General features: G+C 62.0%; 14 protein-coding genes and 1 pseudogene. 10 read left to right on the top strand and 5 right to left on the bottom strand.

The annotated features are described in order from the left end of the window. Positions 1-24: 24 nt before the first annotated feature. Positions 25-969, bottom strand: coding sequence for a choline ABC transporter substrate-binding protein (locus tag J3P85_RS27395; RefSeq protein ID WP_434704164.1), 945 nt, complete (start codon positions 967-969; stop codon positions 25-27). Positions 970-1,156: 187 nt separating this feature from the next. Here J3P85_RS27395 and J3P85_RS27390 point away from each other — a divergent pair, with 187 nt between their 5' ends. Next, on the top strand, positions 1,157-2,116 hold the full coding sequence (locus J3P85_RS27390) for a GlxA family transcriptional regulator (protein ID WP_434704163.1): 960 nt from the start codon (positions 1,157-1,159) through the stop codon (positions 2,114-2,116). A 68-nt stretch (positions 2,117-2,184) separates the two neighbouring features. Further along, positions 2,185-3,360 (top strand): hypothetical protein, encoded by a 1,176-nt coding sequence (locus J3P85_RS27385; protein WP_434704162.1) that lies wholly within the window; start codon positions 2,185-2,187, stop codon positions 3,358-3,360. Positions 3,361-3,540: 180 nt separating this feature from the next. Here J3P85_RS27385 and J3P85_RS27380 read toward each other — a convergent pair whose 3' ends face one another. The 4 genes and pseudogenes from J3P85_RS27380 to J3P85_RS27365 all read right to left on the bottom strand — a co-directional run bounded on the left by J3P85_RS27380 (position 3,541) and on the right by J3P85_RS27365 (position 5,540). Next, positions 3,541-3,957 carry a DUF3010 family protein gene (locus J3P85_RS27380; RefSeq protein ID WP_434704161.1) on the bottom strand — a complete coding sequence of 139 codons (417 nt, stop codon included), beginning with the start codon at positions 3,955-3,957 and terminating at the stop codon, positions 3,541-3,543. A 49-nt stretch (positions 3,958-4,006) separates the two neighbouring features. After that, a complete protein-coding gene (locus tag J3P85_RS27375; RefSeq protein ID WP_434704160.1) occupies positions 4,007-4,783 on the bottom strand; it encodes a DUF4239 domain-containing protein in 777 nt (258 codons plus the stop codon). A 117-nt stretch (positions 4,784-4,900) separates the two neighbouring features. Continuing rightward, a pseudogene (locus J3P85_RS27370) lies at positions 4,901-5,122 on the bottom strand (helix-turn-helix domain-containing protein); the annotation flags it as partial. A gap of 16 nt (positions 5,123-5,138) precedes the next feature. Continuing rightward, on the bottom strand, positions 5,139-5,540 hold the full coding sequence (locus tag J3P85_RS27365) for a lysozyme inhibitor LprI family protein (protein WP_186729243.1): 402 nt from the start codon (positions 5,538-5,540) through the stop codon (positions 5,139-5,141). Positions 5,541-5,773: 233 nt separating this feature from the next. Here J3P85_RS27365 and J3P85_RS27360 point away from each other — a divergent pair, with 233 nt between their 5' ends. From J3P85_RS27360 to J3P85_RS27325, 8 genes are all read left to right on the top strand, one after another. Next, the gene (locus tag J3P85_RS27360; RefSeq protein WP_030139307.1) at positions 5,774-6,751 is read left to right on the top strand and encodes a dipeptidase; all 978 of its coding nucleotides are present in this window, start codon (positions 5,774-5,776) and stop codon (positions 6,749-6,751) included. Positions 6,752-6,830: 79 nt separating this feature from the next. Next, complete coding sequence (locus J3P85_RS27355) at positions 6,831-7,361, top strand: DUF5943 domain-containing protein (protein WP_018612374.1); 531 nt, start codon at positions 6,831-6,833, stop codon at positions 7,359-7,361. A gap of 15 nt (positions 7,362-7,376) precedes the next feature. Next, positions 7,377-9,437 (top strand): dimethylglycine demethylation protein DgcA, encoded by a 2,061-nt coding sequence (dgcA, locus tag J3P85_RS27350; RefSeq protein ID WP_072405833.1) that lies wholly within the window; start codon positions 7,377-7,379, stop codon positions 9,435-9,437. A 163-nt stretch (positions 9,438-9,600) separates the two neighbouring features. Then, positions 9,601-11,550 carry a dimethylglycine demethylation protein DgcB gene (gene dgcB, locus J3P85_RS27345; RefSeq protein WP_434704159.1) on the top strand — a complete coding sequence of 650 codons (1,950 nt, stop codon included), beginning with the start codon at positions 9,601-9,603 and terminating at the stop codon, positions 11,548-11,550. After that, positions 11,550-12,770 (top strand): electron transfer flavoprotein subunit alpha/FixB family protein, encoded by a 1,221-nt coding sequence (locus tag J3P85_RS27340; protein ID WP_434704158.1) that lies wholly within the window; start codon positions 11,550-11,552, stop codon positions 12,768-12,770. The genes dgcB and J3P85_RS27340 overlap by 1 nt, the downstream gene beginning before the upstream one ends. A gap of 15 nt (positions 12,771-12,785) precedes the next feature. Further along, on the top strand, positions 12,786-13,556 hold the full coding sequence (locus J3P85_RS27335; RefSeq protein WP_250962167.1) for an electron transfer flavoprotein subunit beta: 771 nt from the start codon (positions 12,786-12,788) through the stop codon (positions 13,554-13,556). Positions 13,557-13,722: 166 nt separating this feature from the next. Next, positions 13,723-14,289, top strand: a complete 567-nt coding sequence (locus J3P85_RS27330; protein ID WP_434704157.1) for a GNAT family N-acetyltransferase — start codon at positions 13,723-13,725, stop codon at positions 14,287-14,289. A gap of 1,113 nt (positions 14,290-15,402) precedes the next feature. Further along, positions 15,403-18,855 (top strand): GMC oxidoreductase, encoded by a 3,453-nt coding sequence (locus J3P85_RS27325; protein ID WP_434704156.1) that lies wholly within the window; start codon positions 15,403-15,405, stop codon positions 18,853-18,855. Positions 18,856-18,950: the final 95 nt, after the last annotated feature.

Below are 18,950 nucleotides of genomic sequence, written 5' to 3'. Positions count from 1 at the left end.
GCTGCGCAGATGGCGATCGGTTGATCAGTTGCTGGTGAGTTTCAGGTTGTCGGCGGCCGGTTTGCCGTCGAAGGTGGTCACGCCTTCGAGCCAACGTTGTTTGTCTTGCGGATGATCCTTGAGCCATTGCCGGGCCGATTCGAGCGGGTCCTTGTGATCGAGCAACGGTTGCATCATCCGGCTCTCGTCTTCGGCGGTGAAGGTCAGGTTGCTCAGCAAGCGACCGACGTTCGGGCATTGCTCGGCGTAGTTCGGCGCGGTGACGGTCCAGACGGTGGCCATGCCTTCGTTCGGGCCGAGGGCGTCTTCGCTGCCGGTGAGGTAGGTCATTTGCACGTTGACGTTCATCGGGTGCGGAGCCCAGCCGAAGAACACCACGGCTTCCTTGCGCCGCACGGCACGGTCCACGGCGGCGAGCATGCCGGCTTCGCTGGACTCCACCAGTTGGAATTTGCCCAGGCCGAACTGGTTCTTGGCAATCATCGCCTTGATCTGGGTATTGGCGCCGGAGCCGGGTTCGATGCCGTAGATCTTGCCGCCCAACTCTTTTTCGAATTTGGCGATGTCGGCGAAGGTCTTCAGGCCCTTGTCGGCCAGGTAGGTCGGCACGGCCAGGGTGGCGCGGGCGTCCTTGAGGCTGGGCTGTTCCAGCACCTTGACCTGCTTGGCCTCGACGAACGGGGTGATGGTCTGGGTCATCAACGGGTTCCAGTAGCCGAGGAACAAGTCAAGGCGCTGGTCGCGGATGCCGGCGAAGATGATTTGTTGGGAGGCGCTGGTCTGCTTGGTCTTGTAGCCGAGGCCGTCGAGCATCACTTGGGTCAGGGCGCTGGTGGCGATGACGTCGGTCCAGTTGACCACGCCCAGGCGTACGTTCTGGCAGGCGGCGGGCTCGGCGGCCATGGCGGCCGGGCTCAAAAGCTCGGTGGCGCTGAGTGCGAGAACGCAGTAGCTGATCAGTCGTTTCATTGTCAGGTTCCTCGGCAGCTTATTGTTATGGGGCCCGGTGTCTGTGCGCCGGTGATGCCACGTTACGCAGCCCCGGGCAGGGCAAAACGCACAGCGGCGACGTGCTCTTGCACTGCAGCGACTCTTGAACGGTTGTTGCAACTGGCGTATCAAGGTCCGCACGCTGCCCGTCAACCGAGTGCGCTCCATGTCCCAGGATTTCTACTTCTTGTTGATGCCGGGTTTCTCGGCCATCGGCTTCATCTCGGCCATCGAGCCGTTGCGGGTCGCCAATCGTTTTCGCGGCGAGTTGTACCGCTGGCATGTGTTGAGCATCGACGGCGGGGCGGTGCTGGCGAGCAATGGCATGTCGGTCAACGCCGATGCCGCGCTGGAGCCCTTGAAGAAAGGCGCGACCCTCTGGGTGGTGGCGGGGTTCGAGCCGCTGAAGTTCGTCACCCCGGCACTGGAACGCTGGCTGCATCGGCTGGACAACGAAGGCGTGATCCTGGGCGGCATCGACACCGGCAGCGTGGTCCTGGCCGAGGCGGGGCTGCTGGAAGGGCACCGGGTGACGTTGCACTGGGAAGCCATCGAGGCATTCAAGGAGTCTTATCCACAGCTTGGCGTGACCCAGGAGCTGTTCGAAATCGACCGTCGCCGTATCACGTGTGCGGGCGGCACCGCGTCCATCGACCTGATGCTCGACCTGATCGGCCAGGCCCACGGTTCGGAACTGGCGATCCAGGTCAGCGAGCAATTCGTGCTCGGCCGCATCCGTCCGCGCAAAGATCACCAGCGCATGGAAATCGCCAACCGCTACGGCATTCGCAACAAGAAGCTGGCGCACGTCATCGGCGAGATGGAAACCCACAGTGAACCACCACTGAGTACTTTGGCCCTGGCCGAGTCGATCAACGTCACTCGTCGCCAGCTCGAAAGGCTGTTCCGCCTGCACCTGAACGACACACCAAGCAATTTCTACCTGCGCCTGCGCCTGGAAAAGGCCCAGCAGTTGCTGCGCCAGACCGACATGAGCGTGCTGGAAGTGAGCATCGCCTGCGGGTTTGAGTCGCCGTCGTATTTCACCCGCAGCTATCGGACCCGGTTCGCGCGCTGCCCGCGTGAGGATCGGCGGCGACAAGGGGATGGTCGGGAGCTGGTTTGACAGGCTTTTATACTCAATTATACTCGCGACTATAAATTATACCTGTCGCCATAATTGAGTATAAAACCATGTCCAAGCACCCCGGTTTTGTCTTCCGGCGTCCCGATCTGGCCCGCAATATTGTCGATGGGCTGGCCGGCGCCGGGATCCAGGATTACACCTCAGGCCTGTTCCTGGCCGCGCCAAGGCGTACCGGAAAAAGTACGTTCCTGCGCGAGGACTTGATTCCCGAATGCGAGTCGCGAGGTTGGCTCGCGGTCTACGTCGACCTTTGGGCCAACAAGGAGAAGGACCCTGCCGACCTGATCGCTTCGGCCATCGCCGGGGCACTGGTGCCTTATGAGAAGGGCATTCGCAAGCTCGCCAAATCCATGGGCATCGACAAACTCAGCTTCTTGCGCACGTTGTCCTGGGATTTCAGCCAGCCGCAACTGCCCGAAGGGGCGACGTTGACCCAGGCACTGGAGCTGTTGCACCGTGCCGCGGATAAAACCGTGGTGCTGGTAATCGATGAAGCCCAGCATGCCTTGACCACTGAAGCCGGGGTCAACGCGATGTTCGGCCTCAAGGCGGCACGTGACCAGCTCAACCAGGGGCGCGAGGGCGATACCAGTGGCCTGCGGCTGGTGTTCACCGGTTCCAATCGCGACAAGCTCGCCCACTTGGTGCTGAGTCGCAACCAGCCGTTCTACGGGTCCAGCATCACGCCGTTCCCTTTGCTGGGCAAAGCCTTCACCCAGGCCTACACCGCCCATTTGAACGCACACTTGGCCCAGACCAATCAGTTCAACGCCGATGACCTGGACCAGGCGTTTGAGTTGGTAGGGCGCCGTCCGGAGATGTTGCGCAGCGTCATCGGCGAAATTGCCCTGGAACTGGGTGAGGCGAGCCATTTGGGGGAGTTGCTGCGCAACAGCGCCGAAATGCTGCGCGCCGGCGTCTGGACCGAATTCGAGAGCGCCTGGAACGCCCTGACGGTGCCGCAACGGGCCGTGCTGCAAGTCATGGCCGAGCGCTCGCAGAACAACGAGCCCTTCGCGCCCTTCACCGATTCAACATTGGAGGCGGTGAGCAAGGCATTGAAGAGCATGGGAAGCGAAGTCGTGCCCGGAACCCAAACCATCCAATCGTGTATCGATGCGTTGCGTGAAAAGGAATTGGTGTGGAAATCCAACCGCGGTGGTTATGCGTTGGAGGACAAGGCGTTTGCGGAGTGGTTGAAGGGGTATCGCCAGCAGCGTTGAAACTTGGACAATTTCCCGTGGCGAGGGAGCTTGCTCCTGCTGGGTCGGTCCGACGCTTCGGGCGCAGCCGCCCCAGAACCAGACACCGCGGTGCAACAGGTGAACCCTGCAAACCGGTTTACGACTGCTGCGCAGCCGAGCGGGAGCAAGCTCCCTCGCCACAGGGCGGTGTCAGCAGGTCTATTTCTTCATCAACGCCGAACACGCCGCCTTGTATGCCTCATGCTGATACTTGTTCAGCGTCGCCGGCAGGGCGAAGTCATATTTCTTGCTCTGTGCGTTGATGGTCTGCGGCGACAGCAGCGTTACCTCACAACCTTCCAGCAATTGGAAAACCCCTTCGATCTTGAACGTGGTCGGGCCACCGGCGAACTCGCCTTTCTTGCTGCGCTTCTTGATGGCGATGCGTTCGATGCCGTTGTCCGTCACGAACGTCCGCACCTGGGCGGCGAATGCCTTGACGTTGGCGGCGTCGTCATCGTCGTCCAGGGCGATTTTCTTAGTGCTCAGCGCAACGTGGCTCAACGCTTGCTGGTCCAGCGAGGCAACGGCGATGATCGCTTCGCTGCCTTTGATTTCGATGCCGCAGATGATCATGGGTGGCCTTGGATTCCGGAGGTCTGGAGCGCCAGTCTATCCGCCTTGCTCAATCCATGCTCGCCCGCAGGTCCAGCATGATTTTGTCGAAATAATCGACCCGGATCACGCCAAAGCGCGGGTATTCGAAATCCAGGATCACGTACAAAACGCAGACCATCACCGCCGCGTAGCCGAGGCTGTGCAGCCAGTTGCGCTGCCGGGTGCCGGCCATGCCGTAGCCAATCAGCAGGGCGCTGATCAGGGTCATGGTCACCAGCATCAGGTAAATGGTCAGGGGCGGATGGGTTTCGTGAGCCACGGCGCGCGTCGTGGTGAGGTCGATCATTTCGTTTTGTGCTTGCAGCACGGGTGTGCCCAGGGTCGGTGTGGGCATCTGTTGCAGCGCGGCGACGGTACGTTTCCAGATGGTTTGCTGCAAGTCATTGGCTCGGTCATGGGCCGCTTCGTCGACTTCATCCTCGCGCAAGTCGCGGTAGTACTCGATGCGCGCATCGACATAGTCCCGGAATGCCTGGCGGATCTCCGGTTGTTCATTGGTGGGCAGAAGGTCCAGGCGCAACCAGGCGGTGCCCATGGCGTTGGTTTCGGCGACGATCAATGCACGGCGCTGATCCAGGCGCGAAGCCGCGCCGGAGAAGGTAAAGGCAATCAGCAGCGCCAGCAGGCCAAACACCGCGCCTTCGATGGCCCCGATGCCCTGGCGAGCGCCGTCCGGGTCCTGGGCCAGGTGACGGTTGCCGACCCGACGACCGGCTTCGATGCCCAGCACGATGGCGATAAAGATGGCTAACCCATAAATGGGCAAGGCGGTAAGAGAGTGCATACGAAAATCCTCTGATCGTCGTGTGTGACTCGTCTGTACGGCCCGGCTCGGACGGGTATGCAGCCAGTGTAGACGGCGCTGGCTGATTCATCCTTGGAGAGCGTGTTCTCTCGGGACTTATAGTTCCAGTTGGTCAGCGTGAATGCCAAAGGCAATAGCAATCTTTTCACGAGTGGCCCGGCGAGGTTTGGCCACAGACTCTTGCTGGGCAAACGCCGGTTGGGAAATACCCAGGCGCTTGGCGACTTCATCCTGAGTCAGGTTCAGGTGTTCACGCCAGGCACGGACAGTGGTTGCGCCGTCAACGATATGGCTGACGACTTCATGGGGAATCAAGTTGTTATTCATAGAAGAGTTACTCCTGCCCAATCGACTCCAAAAACTCCGACCGATCGTCGCTCACTTGGGCCATGCAGTCGTTTTCGGCGATTTTGTAGGCGTCGCTGCCGGGTTTGGCCGGGAAGGCGGCGATGGCGCAGTCGGCGTCGCGCTGTTTTTGCCACAGTTGCTGGGCGGTCTTGACCTTGGCGGTGATGTCGTTGAGCTGGGCCTTGTCGCTGGCGTAGCGGGTTTGCAGGCGCTCCAAGAGGCTCTGCAGGTTTTCGCCCAGTAATTGTTCGGCGGCGGTTTTGCCATAGGCCGAGCAGGCCAGGGTCTGGACGTCGTTTTCAACTTCGTCGCAGGGATTGGGCTCGGTGTCTTCGGTTGCGTGTGCCAGGGTGCTGATCAGTGCCAATGCCAGGAAGAGTGATTTCATCGCGTTGCCGCTCAAGTCCAGTGAAAACCAGTGATGCGGCGGATTCTGGCGCAAGCGTCGGGTAAAGAACAGACGGGCAGGGTGGGCCCGTTGTAACCCATTGTCGTGGATTGACGCTTTCGGCAATTCCCCTGTCGTTTTTGCACCGGGTCGCGACGGCCCTCAGGCATATGCTGGCCCCAAAGCGCCGGCACACGATTCGGCGCATGAATCGCTAACAAGGGGACTGCCTGATGAGCCCAGCCGAATTGCACGCCGACAGCATCGTTATCGACGGGCTGATCATTGCCAAGTGGAACCGCGACCTGTTCGAAGACATGCGCAAGGGCGGCCTGACCGCAGCCAACTGCACCGTGTCGGTGTGGGAAGGTTTCCAGGCCACCATCAACAACATCGTCGCCAGCCAGAAACTGATCCGCGAGAACAGCGACCTGGTGATCCCGGTGAAAACCACCGCCGACATCCGTCGCGCCAAGGAACAGGGCAAGACCGGCATCATCTTCGGCTTCCAGAACGCCCATGCCTTCGAAGACCAGCTCGGCTACGTCGAGATCTTCAAGCAGCTCGGCGTCGGTGTGGTGCAGATGTGCTACAACACCCAGAACCTGGTGGGCACCGGTTGCTACGAGCGCGACGGCGGCCTGTCGGGCTTCGGTCGCGAGATCGTCGCCGAGATGAACCGCGTCGGCATCATGTGCGACCTGTCCCACGTCGGTTCCAAGACTTCCGAAGAAGTCATCCTCGAATCGAAAAAGCCGGTCTGCTACTCCCACTGTCTGCCGTCCGGCCTCAAAGAACACCCGCGCAACAAATCCGATGAAGAGCTGAAGTTCATTGCCGACCACGGTGGTTTCGTCGGCGTGACCATGTTCGCGCCGTTCCTGGCCAAGGGCATCGATTCGACCATCGACGACTATGCCGAAGCCATCGAATACACCATGAACATTGTCGGTGAGGACGCCATCGGCATCGGCACCGACTTCACTCAGGGCCATGGCCAGGATTTCTTCGAAATGCTGACCCACGACAAAGGCTATGCCCGTCGTCTGACCAGCTTCGGCAAGATCATCAACCCCCTGGGCATCCGCACCGTGGGCGAGTTCCCGAACCTCACCGAGACGCTGCTCAAGCGCGGTCACCCGGAGCGGGTGGTGCGCAAGATCATGGGGGAAAACTGGGTGAACGTTCTCAAGGACGTCTGGGGCGAGTAGGCCCCGCTGCATCACTGAATCCTTTACCTGCGGCCACTCGCGCCGCAGGCACATCACGAATTTCCGGAGTCAAGTTTTCATGGCCAAGATCGCCCCGCAACTGCCTATCGAAGTCGACAGCGAAACCGGTGTCTGGACGTCCGACGCCCTGCCGATGCTGTACGTGCCGCGTCACTTCTTCGTCAACAACCACATGGGCATCGAGGAAGTGCTGGGCGCCGACGCCTATGCCGAGATTCTCTACAAGGCCGGCTACAAATCCGCCTGGCACTGGTGTGAAAAAGAAGCCGAATGCCACGGCCTGGAAGGCGTCGCGGTGTTCGAGCACTACATGAAGCGCCTGTCCCAGCGTGGCTGGGGCCTGTTCAAGATCCAGGACATCGACCTGGACAAAGGCACCGCCAGCGTGAAGCTCGAGCACTCGGCGTTCGTCTATGTGTACGGCAAGGTCGGGCGCAAGGTCGACTACATGTTCACCGGCTGGTTCGCCGGCGCCATGGACCAGATCCTCGCCGCGCGCGGCAGCCAGATCCGCACCGTGGCCGAGCAGGTCTACGGCGGTTCCGAAGAAGGCCACGACGACGGCCTGTTCATCGTCAAGCCGTTGTAAGTCGAGGATCGCGCCATGGCTTTTGAAGCAATGTTCCAGCCGATCCAGATCGGCAAGCTGACCATCCGCAACCGCGTGCTCAGCACCGCGCACGCCGAGGTCTACGCCACCGACGGCGGCATGACCACCGACCGGTACGTGAAGTATTACGAAGAGAAGGCCAAGGGCGGCATCGGCCTGGCGATCTGCGGTGGCTCGTCGGTGGTTGCCATCGACAGCCCCCAGGAATGGTGGAGCTCGGTGAACCTGTCCACCGACCGCATCATCCCGCACTTCCAGAACCTGGCCGACGCCATGCACAAGCATGGCGCCAAGATCATGATCCAGATTACCCACATGGGCCGTCGCTCGCGCTGGGACGGCTTCAACTGGCCGACCCTGATGTCGCCGTCCGGCGTGCGCGAGCCGGTGCACCGTGCCACCTGCAAGACCATCGAGCCGGAAGAAATCTGGCGGGTGATCGGCAACTACGCCCAGGCCGCGCGCCGGGCCAAGGCCGGTGGCCTGGACGGCGTCGAGCTGTCGGCGGTGCACCAGCACATGATCGACCAGTTCTGGAGCCCGCGGGTCAACAAGCGTACCGACGAATGGGGCGGCAGCTTTGAAGGCCGCATGAAGTTCGGCCTGGAAGTGTTGAAGGCCGTGCGCGCTGAAGTGGGCGACGATTTCTGCGTGGGCATGCGCCTGTGCGGTGACGAGTTCCACCCGGACGGTTTGTCCCACGAGGACATGAAGCAGATCGCCAAGTACTACGACGACACCGGCATGCTGGATTTCATCGGCGTGGTGGGCTCGGGTTGTGACACTCACAACACCCTGGCCAACGTCATCCCGAACATGAGTTATCCACCGGAGCCGTTCCTGCACTTGGCCGCCGGTATCAAGGAAGTGGTCAAGGTCCCGGTGCTGCATGCGCAGAACATCAAGGACCCGAACCAGGCCACGCGGATCCTGGAGGGCGGTTACGTCGACATGGTCGGGATGACCCGTGCCCACATCGCCGACCCGCACCTGATTGCCAAGATCAAGATGGGCCAGATCGACCAGATCAAGCAGTGCGTCGGCGCCAACTACTGCATCGACCGCCAGTACCAAGGCCTGGACGTGCTGTGCATCCAGAATGCCGCGACGTCCCGTGAATACATGGGCGTGCCGCACATCATCGAGAAGTCCACCGGGCCCAAGCGCAAAGTCGTGGTGGTCGGTGCCGGCCCGGCCGGGATGGAAGCCGCGCGCGTGGCCGCCGAACGTGGGCACGATGTGACCCTGTTCGAGAAGAAGGAATTCATCGGCGGGCAGATCACCACCGCCTCGAAGGCCCCGCAACGGGACCAGATCGCCGGTATTACCCGTTGGTTCCAATTGGAGCTGGCGCGGTTGAAAGTCGACCTGCGCCTGGGCGTGGCGGCTGATGCGGCGACCATCATGGACCTGCGTCCGGACGTGGTGGTGCTGGCCGTCGGCGGGCATCCGAACGTGGAGCAGAACGAACACTGGGGCGCCGCCGAAGGGCTGGTGGTTAGCAGCTGGGACGTGCTCGACGGCAAGGTCGCGCCGGGCAAGAACGTGCTGGTCTACGACACCATCTGCGAGTTCACCGGCATGTCGGTGGCCGACTTCCTCGCCGACAAGGGCAGCCAGGTCGAGATCGTCACCGACGACATCAAGCCGGGCGTGGCCATTGGCGGGACGTCGTTCCCCACCTACTACCGCAGCATGTACCCCAAGGAAGTGATCATGACCGGGGACATGATGCTGGAGAAGGTCTACCGCGAAGGCGACAAGCTGGTGGCGGTACTGGAGAACGAATACACCGGCGCCAAGGAAGAACGCGTGGTGGACCAGGTGGTGGTGGAGAACGGCGTGCGGCCGGACGAAGAAATCTACTACGCGCTCAAGGAAGGTTCGCGCAACAAGGGCCAGATCGACGTCGAAGCCCTGTTCGCGATCAAGCCCCAGCCGTGCCTCGAACAGAGCGGCGATGGCTACCTGCTGTTCCGCATCGGCGACTGCGTGGCCCAGCGTAATACCCACGCGGCCATCTATGACGCCCTGCGGTTGTGCAAGGATTTCTAACGGCTTGCACATGATCCTGTGGGAGCGAGCTTGCTCGCGAAAGCGGTGGGTCAGTCACTGCAAATGTGACTGACAGAATGCAATCGCGAGCAAGCTCGCTCCCACAGGCACCGAGTAAGGCATCTCGACCTGCAAGACCCTGAGGTCTTTGGGAGCAACACCTATGTTGAACACCCTTCTTCCAATCCTGCTGTTCGCAGCCATCGGCCTCGCGGTCCTTGGCGCCTTGCGGCGGGTGAACATGTGGCGCCGGGGACGACCGGCCAAGGTCGACCTGATCGGTGGCCTCTTTGCCATGCCCAAGCGCTACATGGTGGATTTGCACCATGTGGTGGCGCGGGACAAATACATTGCCAACACCCACGTCGCCACGGCCGGTGGTGCGGTGGCGTCGATTGTGTTGGCGATCCTGGTCCACGGTTTTGGCCTGCATAACCGCTTCCTCGGCTATGCGTTGCTGCTGATGTCGGCGGTGATGTTCGTTGGCGCGATCTTCATGTACCTGCGTCGGCGCAACCCGCCAGCGCGTTTGTCGAAAGGCCCGTGGATGCGCCTGCCGAAAAGCCTGCTGGCCTTCTCGGCGTCGTTCTTCCTGGTGACCTTGCCGGTGGCCGGCATCCTGCCGGAAAACTTCGGTGGTTGGCTGGTGGCGGCGATCCTGGGCGTCGGCGTGTTGTGGGGCGTGTCGGAATTGTTCTTCGGCATGACCTGGGGCGGGCCGATGAAGCACGCCTTCGCCGGTGCCCTGCACCTGGCCTGGCACCGCCGCGCGGAGCGCTTTGGTGGCGGTCGTTCCACCGGTCTGAAGCCGCTGGACCTGAATGATCCGACCGCCCCGCTGGGTGTGGAAAAACCCAAGGATTTCACTTGGAACCAACTGCTCGGCTTCGATGCCTGCGTGCAGTGCGGCAAGTGCGAAGCGGCCTGCCCGGCGTTCGCCGCCGGCCAGCCGTTGAACCCGAAAAAACTCATCCAGGACATGGTCGTCGGCCTGGCCGGCGGCACCGATGCGAAATTCGCCGGCAGCCCTTACCCAGGTAAACCTGTCGGTGAGCACAGCGGCAACCCGCACCAGCCCATCGTCAACGGCCTGGTGGATGCCGAGACCCTGTGGTCCTGCACCACCTGCCGAGCCTGCGTCGAGGAGTGCCCGATGATGATCGAGCACGTCGATGCCATCGTCGACATGCGCCGCCACCTGACCCTGGAAAAAGGCGCCACGCCGAACAAGGGCGCCGAGGTGCTGGAAAACCTCATCGCCACCGACAACCCTGGCGGCTTTGCCCCGGGCGGGCGGATGAACTGGGCGGCGGACCTGAACCTGAACCTGCTCAGCGAGAAGAAAGCCACCGACGTGCTGTTCTGGGTCGGCGACGGTGCCTTCGACATGCGCAACCAGCGGACCCTGCGCGCCTTCGTCAAAGTGCTCAAGGCGGCGAAGATCGACTTCGCCGTGCTCGGCCTCGAAGAACGCGACAGCGGCGACGTGGCCCGGCGCCTGGGTGATGAGGCGACGTTCCAGCTGTTGGCCAAGCGCAACATCCAGACCCTGGCCAAATACAGCTTCAACCGCATCGTCACCTGCGACCCCCACAGCTTCCATGTGCTGAAAAACGAATACGGCGCCTTCGACGGTAACTACCTGGTGCAGCACCACAGCACCTATATGGCGGAAATCATCGACGCCGGCGCCCTGAATCTTGGCCAGCACAAGGGCGACAGCGTGACTTATCACGACCCGTGCTACCTGGGCCGCTACAACGGCGAATACGAGGCGCCGCGCCAAGTGCTGCGAGCGCTGGGTATCGAGGTCAAGGAGATGCAGCGTTCCGGTTTCCGTTCCCGTTGCTGTGGCGGTGGCGGCGGCGCGCCGATCACCGACATCCCGGGCAAGCAGCGCATCCCGGACATGCGCATGGACGACATCCGCGAAACCGGTGCCGAGTTGGTGGCCGTGGGTTGTCCACAGTGCACCGCGATGCTCGAAGGCGTGGTCGAACCACGGCCGATGATCAAGGACATTGCCGAACTGGTGGCCGATGCGCTGCTGGAAGACGCGGCCCCGAGCAAGCCCGTGGCCCCGGCCAAACGTGAACCCGCGGAGGTGCATTAATGAGTGACATTATCCGCCGCGACCCTCGCGCCGAGTGGATCGCCCGCAACCGCCTGCACCCACTGCACGCGGCCATGCAACCGGTGCAGCACAGCTGGATGGGGCCCAACGGCGTCATTCGCAAGAACGTCCATGGCGTCGGTTTCATCGGCCCCAATGGGATCAAACGGATTGATCGCAGCGGTGCCCAGCAAGGTGGGGCGAGCAAACGCACCGCTGCCGTTGAAGTGCAATTGCCGCTGCATCAGGTGCCGCAACCGGCGTTCCACATCTGTGTCGTCCCGGACATGGTCGGTGGCCGCCTCAGCAGTCATGACCGCGATCTGCTGGGACTGGCCCATCAGTTGGCCGGCAGCGACGGCGCGGTGTTGGCGGTGGTCTTCGGCGAGCACAAGGAAAGCACTTTCGCCACGGCGGGTGTCGACCGCTTGCTGGTGCTCGATGGCGAAGAGTTCAGCGGTTATGCACCGGAACAACGCGTTCAGGGCCTGCGGGCTGTGGATAACCAGTTCAACCCACGCCATTGGCTGCTGCCTGACAGTCGCAGCGGCGGTGGTGAATTGGGCCGGCGCTTTGCCGCAGCCCTGGGCGAGCGTCCGGCCACGCGGGTCTGGCAGGTCAAGGGCGAAGAGTGCATCGGCCGCGCCGGTGCCGGCCTGCAAGACCTCCCACGGCCATTGGCGCGCTTGATCCTGGCGGCGGCCGAATGTGCCGAGCCGGTCAGCGAAACCCGTCACGAAGCCTTGCCGGTGGAGTTATCCACAAGCGTGGCCCGCAGCTTGTCGCGCATCGAAGACCTTGGCGCGGTTGCCGTGGACCCGGGTGCGATCCCGATGGCCGAGGCCGAATTCATTTTCTCCGGCGGCAACGGGGTCAAGGACTGGGCACTGTTCCACCAGGCCGCCGCCGCCCTGGGCGCCACCGAAGGCGCTTCGCGGGTGGCGGTGGACGATGGCTTCATGGCTCGCGATCGCCAGGTCGGTGCGTCCGGCACCTGGGTCACGGCGCGGGTCTATGTGGCCGTGGGGATCTCCGGGGCGATCCAGCACCTGCAAGGCATTGGCGCCTGCGACAAGGTGGTGGCGATCAACCTCGATCCGGGCTGCGACATGATCAAACGGGCAGACCTGTCGGTGATTGGTGACAGCGCGGCGATTCTCCAGGCCTTGATCGCGGCGGTAGACGCTTACCGCAACGAAGCCAAGCGCGATGCGGCTTAAGCTAAGGAAACGTTCATGAGTACCCAAGTGATCAGCCTCGTCTCCATCGGCGCCCACCCGACCTCTGGCCGACCTCGACGGGCCGAACAGGACGCCCGGGCCGTGGAGCTGGGCCTGCAACTGGCCGGCAACGACTTGCAAGTGCTGCACGCCGGCGACGTGGCCGAACCGGCCCTGCGCGCCTACCTGGGCATGGGCCTGGATGAACTCCACGTCCTGGAAAATCCCGACGGGGCCGACGCCCTGCCGGCCTTGACCGACTACCTGCGTGACGCTGGCGCCCAAGTGGTGCTCACCGGCAGCCAGGCGGAAACCGGCGAGGGCTCGGGCATGTTGCCGTTTTTGCTGGCGGAAAACCTCGGCTGGCCGCTGGTGGTGGGGCTGGCCCAGGTCGAGTCCATCGAAAACGGCGCGGCCCTGGTGCTGCAAGCCTTGCCTCGCGGCCAACGGCGACGTCTCAAAGTGCGCCTGCCGTTCCTGGCCACTGTGGATAACGCTGCGCCAAAACCTCGGCAAAGCGCCTACGGCCCGGCCAGGCGTGGAGCGTTGCATGCCGAGGAGGTCGAAGTGATCGACGACACCTTGCTGGCGGTAGCCACCCTGCAACCGGCCAAGCCACGGCCCAAGCGCTTGAAAGTGATCAAGGCCAAGAGCGGCGCCGACCGCATGAAAGCCGCCACGGCCAAGGCCAGCGGCGGAGGCGGACAAGTGCTCAAGGGCGTGAGCCCGGAGGCGGGGGCCGAGGCGATTCTCAAGTTGTTGGTGGAGGAAGGGGTGGTTCGCTGAGCCCGGACTTACCTTGAATCCCTGTGGGAGCGAGCTTGCTCGCGATAGCCATCCATCAGTCACTACAGGGTTGACTGTGCTGACGCCATCGCGAGCAAGCTCGCTCCCACAGGGGATTGGTGGAGCACCTGAGGCTCTTATCAAGCCCAAGCATTGGAACCCAGCAATGGAAGTTGAATTTCGTCCGGCCTTGCCCTCGGATGCACGGGAAATCGCCCGTCTGTTCCGGATTTCTTCGGAGGGTGCGTCGGATTACATCTGGAGCCAATTGGCGGAGCCAGGGCAGGACCTCTTGGAAGTAGGGGCCGCTCGTTATGCCCGGAAGAATGTCGATTTTTCCTACCAGAACTGTTTGGTCGCCCAGGCGGATGGCCGGGTCATCGGCATGATGCACTGTTATGTCACGCGCGAGGATCCGCTGGCGGCGCCGGTGACGGATCCGGTCCTGGCGCCCTACGCCGACATGGAAGTGCCCGACACCCTCTATATTTCAAGCCTGGCCCTGCATGAAGGCTGGCGTAACAAGGGGCTCGGCGTGCGCTTTCTCGAGTTGGCGCAACAGCGTGCCGACCTACTGGCGCTCAAAGGCCTGAGCCTGATCGACTACGCCGCCAATACCGGCGCCCGGCGTTTCTATGAGCGCGAGGGCTTTGGCATCGTCAAAACCTGCCAGGTTTCCCCGCATCCATTAATTCGGGTGACGGGCGAGGCGTATCTGATGCATCGGCCTTGATCGCCATTGCGGCCTCACCAGAAACCTCCTGTGGGAGCGAGCCTGCTCGCGAAGCGGTGTGACATTCAACACCGGTGTCGACTGGTAGGGCCTCATCGCGAGCAAGCTCGCTCCCACAGGATTTAACGGGTTTACCCACAATCCCTGTGCGCGCCTCTGTGGATAACCTGTTCGCCCCTCGCTGCACCCCATGCAAACCAGGCGCTCCAGGCCTGCGATCAAAAAACAGCCAACCTAACCCACGGTTTTTATTGGCTTTTGTTTGTGAATAACGATCCCTTCCGGCCGAAACTTGCCCCCAATCTCTGTTGGCGCTTCTGTGGATAAGATGTTCGCTCTACGCTGCAAGCCAGACGGGCCGGGCTGTTCAGTGAGTTGATCATAAAGTGATCAAACGAGCTTTTTTATCAGGAAAACCTCGGGAAAACCTTGATTTACCTGCCGTCCAAAAGGTTTTCCACAGAATCGTCAACTTTACCCCCAAACCCTGTTGGCGCTTCTGTGGATAAGGTGTTCGCTCACCTCTACAGCCCAGGTATTACAGGGCTTACAGAGTATTGGTCAAAAAACAACCGATAGTGTCGGCAAACCGTCGTTTTCCATAAGTCACGGTTTTTATTCATTTTGCGGCTGAAAAAATGCCCGACCTATCCCACTTGTCCCCATTTGCTGTGGGTGGCCATGTGGATAACTTGTTCGCCAAACGCTGCAAGCCACGGCTGGCATAGCGCACATCGCTATAGGTCAAATTTCATACAGTTCTAAGGAACTGCCTTGACGCAAGCTTGTCACCTGTCTTCACTTCCATGGCACAAGGACATCGCGACTTTATCCACATCAGGTTCAGGGAGAACACATGATGGATAGCAAGGTTCCCCGCTCACACCCGCGTCCCCCACAGACCTGCGTCCCGGCGTCGCCCACTTCGTTGCACAAGCGCATCCATCGTCGCGCCACCAATCAGCGTGCGCGTCTATAGCAAGTACCCGATTTTCCCCCTGTAACACCGTTGACTGCCGCTGGACCCTGCACGGGACAGTGGCCAGGCGTTCGTGCGCCTGTGGATTTGCAGGCAACCGCAGAGTTGCCCCTTCTGCCTGAGAGGACTTGAACATGACACGGATCTCAACCCCCATCAGTGATATCCAGGAGCACTATGACGTGGTCGTCATCGGTTCCGGCTACGGTGGCGGCATTGCTGCCTCGCGCCTGTCCCGGGCCGGACGCAAGGTGTGCCTGCTGGAGCGTGGCCGGGAAATCCAGCCTGGCGAATACCCCAACACCCTGCTCGCGGCTACCGAGGAACTGCAGGTCCATGACCCCGACGGTCACATCGGCTCGCGCACCGGCCTGTTCGACCTGCACGTCAACGCCCAGCAGAACGTGGTGGTCGGTTGTGGGCTGGGCGGCACGTCGCTGATCAATGCCAACGTCGCATTGGAGCCCGAGCCTGGTGTGTTCGAGGACCCGCGTTGGCCGCAGGCGGTACGGGACCACCAGGACACGTTGCTCAAGGACGGCTACGCTCGGGCTCGGGAGATGCTCAAGCCCAATCCCTACCCGGCGTCGGCACCGAACCTGCCCAAGCTCGACGCCCACAAGAAATCAGCCGATTACCTCAAGCAAGGTGCGCACTTCTACACACCCCCCATCAACGTGACCTTCGACAAGCTGCCCAACAACCTCAACCACGTCGGCGTTGAACAGTTGCCCTGCAATGGCTGTGGCGATTGCGTCTCGGGCTGTAACAACAAGGCCAAGAACACCACGCTGATGAACTACCTGCCGGATGCCTGGAACCACGGCACGGAGATTTTCTGCCAGGCCGAGGTGCGGTACTTGGAGCGCGACGGTGACGGCTGGATCGTGCATTTCCAGTACCTGGACAGCGGCCGCGAGCTGTTCTCGGCGCCCACGTTGTTCGTGCGGGCCGATATCGTCGTGGTCTCCGCCGGCACTCTGGGCTCCACCGAAATCATGCTGCGCTCGCGGGACAAGGGCTTGTCCATGTCCAGCCAGTTGGGCGAGCACATGAGCGGCAACGGCGACATCCTCGGGTTCGGCCACAACTGCGACCAAGTGATCAACGGCATCGGCTTCGGCGCCCATTCGGCCAAGGAACTGGAACCGGTGGGGCCGTGCATCACCTCGATCATCGACATGCGCACCGAAGGCGACTGGCGCAGCCGCATGGTCATCGAGGAAGGTTCGATTCCCGGTGCCCTCGGCCGGGCCATGGTGCCGAGCATGGCGGCGTTTGCCGAGATGATCGGCGTGCCCACCGACACCGGTTTCGGCGCCAGCCTCAAGTACAAGGGCCGGGAGGCCGAGAGCTTTCTGCGCGGGCCGTATTACGGCGCGCTGCACAACATGCAGACCTACTTGATCATGAGCCATGACAACGCCAAGGGCCGCATGTTGCTCGACAACAAGGACCAGTTGCGCATCGACTGGCCTGGCGTCGGCGAACAGGAAAACGTCACCCTCGGCAACGAGCGCCTGCACCAGAGCACCAAGGCCCTGGGCGGAATCTGGGTCGAGAACCCGATCTGGACCAAGCTGCTCAAGCACAGCATCGTCTCGGTCCATCCCCTGGGCGGTTGCGTGATGGGCGAGGACGCCACGCAAGGCGTGGTCAACCACAAGGGGCAGGTGTTCAGTGGCGCCAGCGGCACCGAGGTCTACCCGGGCCTGTACGTGACCGACGGCGCGGTGATCCCCACCTCCCTGGCGGTCAATCCGCTTCTGACGATCTCGGCGGTGAGCGAACGCAACATGGGGCTGCTGGCGGCCGACCGTGGCTGGATCATCGACTACACGCTGCCTTCGGCCCCGCGCAAAGCGGTGGCGGCACCGACCCTCGGCGTGCAGTTCACCGAAACCATGAAGGGCTACTTCTCCACAGCCTTCACCCAACCCCAGGGCACCGATCTGAGCTTGTACGAAGCGGCGGCCAAGCGTGGCAAGGCCGACAACTCGCCCATCGAATTCACCCTGACGATTACCGCCGCCGACCTCAATCGCTTGATCAAGGAGCCGGAACACGCCGCGACCCTGGTGGGCACCCTTGATGCGCCGCTGCTGTCGCCCAAGCCACTGGTCGCCAGCAACGGGGTGTTCAATCTGTTCGAGCAGTACCAGGAACAGGTCGGCGTGCGGCACATGAACTACGACATGAAGCTGACCGCCGAAGACGGCAGCGACTATTACTTCAGCGCCTTCAAGACCGTGCCCGAGGACAACGGCGTGCTGAACATCTGGCCTGACACCAGCACCTTGTACGTCACGCTGTATCGCGGACCGGACAAGACCGGCGTGGTGCTCGGCTGCGGCGTGATGCACATCCTGCCGGCCGACTTCGCCAAGCAGATGACCACCATGAAAGTGCTCAACGCCCGCAATGAACGTGAGCGCGTGGAGGCACTGGCGCGGTTCGGCAAGTTCTTCGCCGGGATCCTGTGGGAGAGCTACGGTGGGGTCTTCGCTGGCGACGTCTACTTCAACCCGGACGCGCCGCCCCGGTTGAAACGGCCATTGGATGCACCGGCGCCGGTGGTGCATTTCTTCCAGACCGAAGACAACGTCGAGCTGCGCCTGACCCGCTATCAGGCCGGCAAAAAAGGCCCGGTGATGTTGGTCCATGGCCTGGGGGTGGGCTCGAACATCTTTTCCACCGACACCATCCACACCAACCTGCTGGAGTATCTGTGCAAGCACGAGTACGACGTCTGGCTGCTGGATCTACGGGTGAGCATCCTGCTGCCGGCCAGCAAGAACGAATGGAACGGCGACCAGGTGGCTCTGTACGATTTCAAGGCGGCCATCGAGCAGATCCAGCAAGCGACGCTAGCCCGTGACGTGCAATGCGTGGTGCATTGCTACGGCGCGACGACCTTCTTCATGTCGATGCTGGCGGGGCTGCAAGGGGTGCGCTCGGTGGTCTGCTCGCAGATCGCCGCCGACACGGTGGTCGCCACCGCCACCGGTCTGAAGGCCGGTTTGCATTTGCCGGGAATGCTCGATGCCATCGGCATCAAGTCCATGACGGCCTACGCCGACACCAAGGAAAGCTGGTTCAACAAACTCTACGACAAGGCCCTTAACGGCTATGCCCGGATCGAGGCCCAGGGCTATTGCACCAACCCGGTCTGCCATCGCATTACGTTCATGTATGCCTCGCTGTACCGCCACGACACCCTCAACGAAACCCTGCACGACAACCTGCATGAGCTGTTCGGCGAGTCGAACATCCAGACCTTCGAGCACCTGGCGCTGATCGTGCGCAAGGGGCACCTGGTGGACTTCAAGGGCAACGACGTCTACATGCCGCATTTCGATCGGTTGAAGTTGCCGATCTGCTTCATCAGCGGCGCCGACAACCAGTGCTACCTGCCGCAAAGCACCCTCAAGACCTACGAGCGGTTGTGCGAGATGCACGGCCCGCAGTTGTTCAGCCGCCATGAAGTGAAGGGTTACGGTCATATCGACTGCATGTTCGGCAAGGACGCGGTGGTGGATGTGTATCCGATCATTCTTGAGCACCTGGAGAAGACGGCGTTGGGCTAGCTGACTGCCCTCCGTGGCGAGGGAGCTTGCTCCCGCTCGGCTGCGAAGCAGTCGTCGCTTTTGAAGTCTTGGGGGCCGCTACGCGGCACAGCGGG

This window comes from Pseudomonas sp. Z1-12 (assembly GCF_051132015.1).
In the GTDB taxonomy this organism is placed as follows: Bacteria; Pseudomonadota; Gammaproteobacteria; order Pseudomonadales; family Pseudomonadaceae; genus Aquipseudomonas; species Aquipseudomonas zanjanensis.
This window is presented reverse-complemented; position numbering and strand designations above follow the sequence as displayed.

What these genes read in the sequence shown, in the direction of transcription:
- J3P85_RS27395 (WP_434704164.1), bottom strand. Translation starts at nt 969, where the DNA reads ATGAAACGACTGATCAGCTACTGCGTTCTCGCACTCAGCGCCACCGAG.
- J3P85_RS27390 (WP_434704163.1), top strand. Translation starts at nt 1,157, where the DNA reads ATGTCCCAGGATTTCTACTTCTTGTTGATGCCGGGTTTCTCGGCCATC.
- J3P85_RS27385 (WP_434704162.1), top strand. Translation starts at nt 2,185, where the DNA reads ATGTCCAAGCACCCCGGTTTTGTCTTCCGGCGTCCCGATCTGGCCCGC.
- J3P85_RS27380 (WP_434704161.1), bottom strand. Translation starts at nt 3,957, where the DNA reads ATGATCATCTGCGGCATCGAAATCAAAGGCAGCGAAGCGATCATCGCC.
- J3P85_RS27375 (WP_434704160.1), bottom strand. Translation starts at nt 4,783, where the DNA reads ATGCACTCTCTTACCGCCTTGCCCATTTATGGGTTAGCCATCTTTATC.
- J3P85_RS27365 (WP_186729243.1), bottom strand. Translation starts at nt 5,540, where the DNA reads ATGAAATCACTCTTCCTGGCATTGGCACTGATCAGCACCCTGGCACAC.
- J3P85_RS27360 (WP_030139307.1), top strand. Translation starts at nt 5,774, where the DNA reads ATGAGCCCAGCCGAATTGCACGCCGACAGCATCGTTATCGACGGGCTG.
- J3P85_RS27355 (WP_018612374.1), top strand. Translation starts at nt 6,831, where the DNA reads ATGGCCAAGATCGCCCCGCAACTGCCTATCGAAGTCGACAGCGAAACC.
- dgcA (WP_072405833.1), top strand. Translation starts at nt 7,377, where the DNA reads ATGGCTTTTGAAGCAATGTTCCAGCCGATCCAGATCGGCAAGCTGACC.
- dgcB (WP_434704159.1), top strand. Translation starts at nt 9,601, where the DNA reads ATGTTGAACACCCTTCTTCCAATCCTGCTGTTCGCAGCCATCGGCCTC.
- J3P85_RS27340 (WP_434704158.1), top strand. Translation starts at nt 11,550, where the DNA reads ATGAGTGACATTATCCGCCGCGACCCTCGCGCCGAGTGGATCGCCCGC.
- J3P85_RS27335 (WP_250962167.1), top strand. Translation starts at nt 12,786, where the DNA reads ATGAGTACCCAAGTGATCAGCCTCGTCTCCATCGGCGCCCACCCGACC.
- J3P85_RS27330 (WP_434704157.1), top strand. Translation starts at nt 13,723, where the DNA reads ATGGAAGTTGAATTTCGTCCGGCCTTGCCCTCGGATGCACGGGAAATC.
- J3P85_RS27325 (WP_434704156.1), top strand. Translation starts at nt 15,403, where the DNA reads ATGACACGGATCTCAACCCCCATCAGTGATATCCAGGAGCACTATGAC.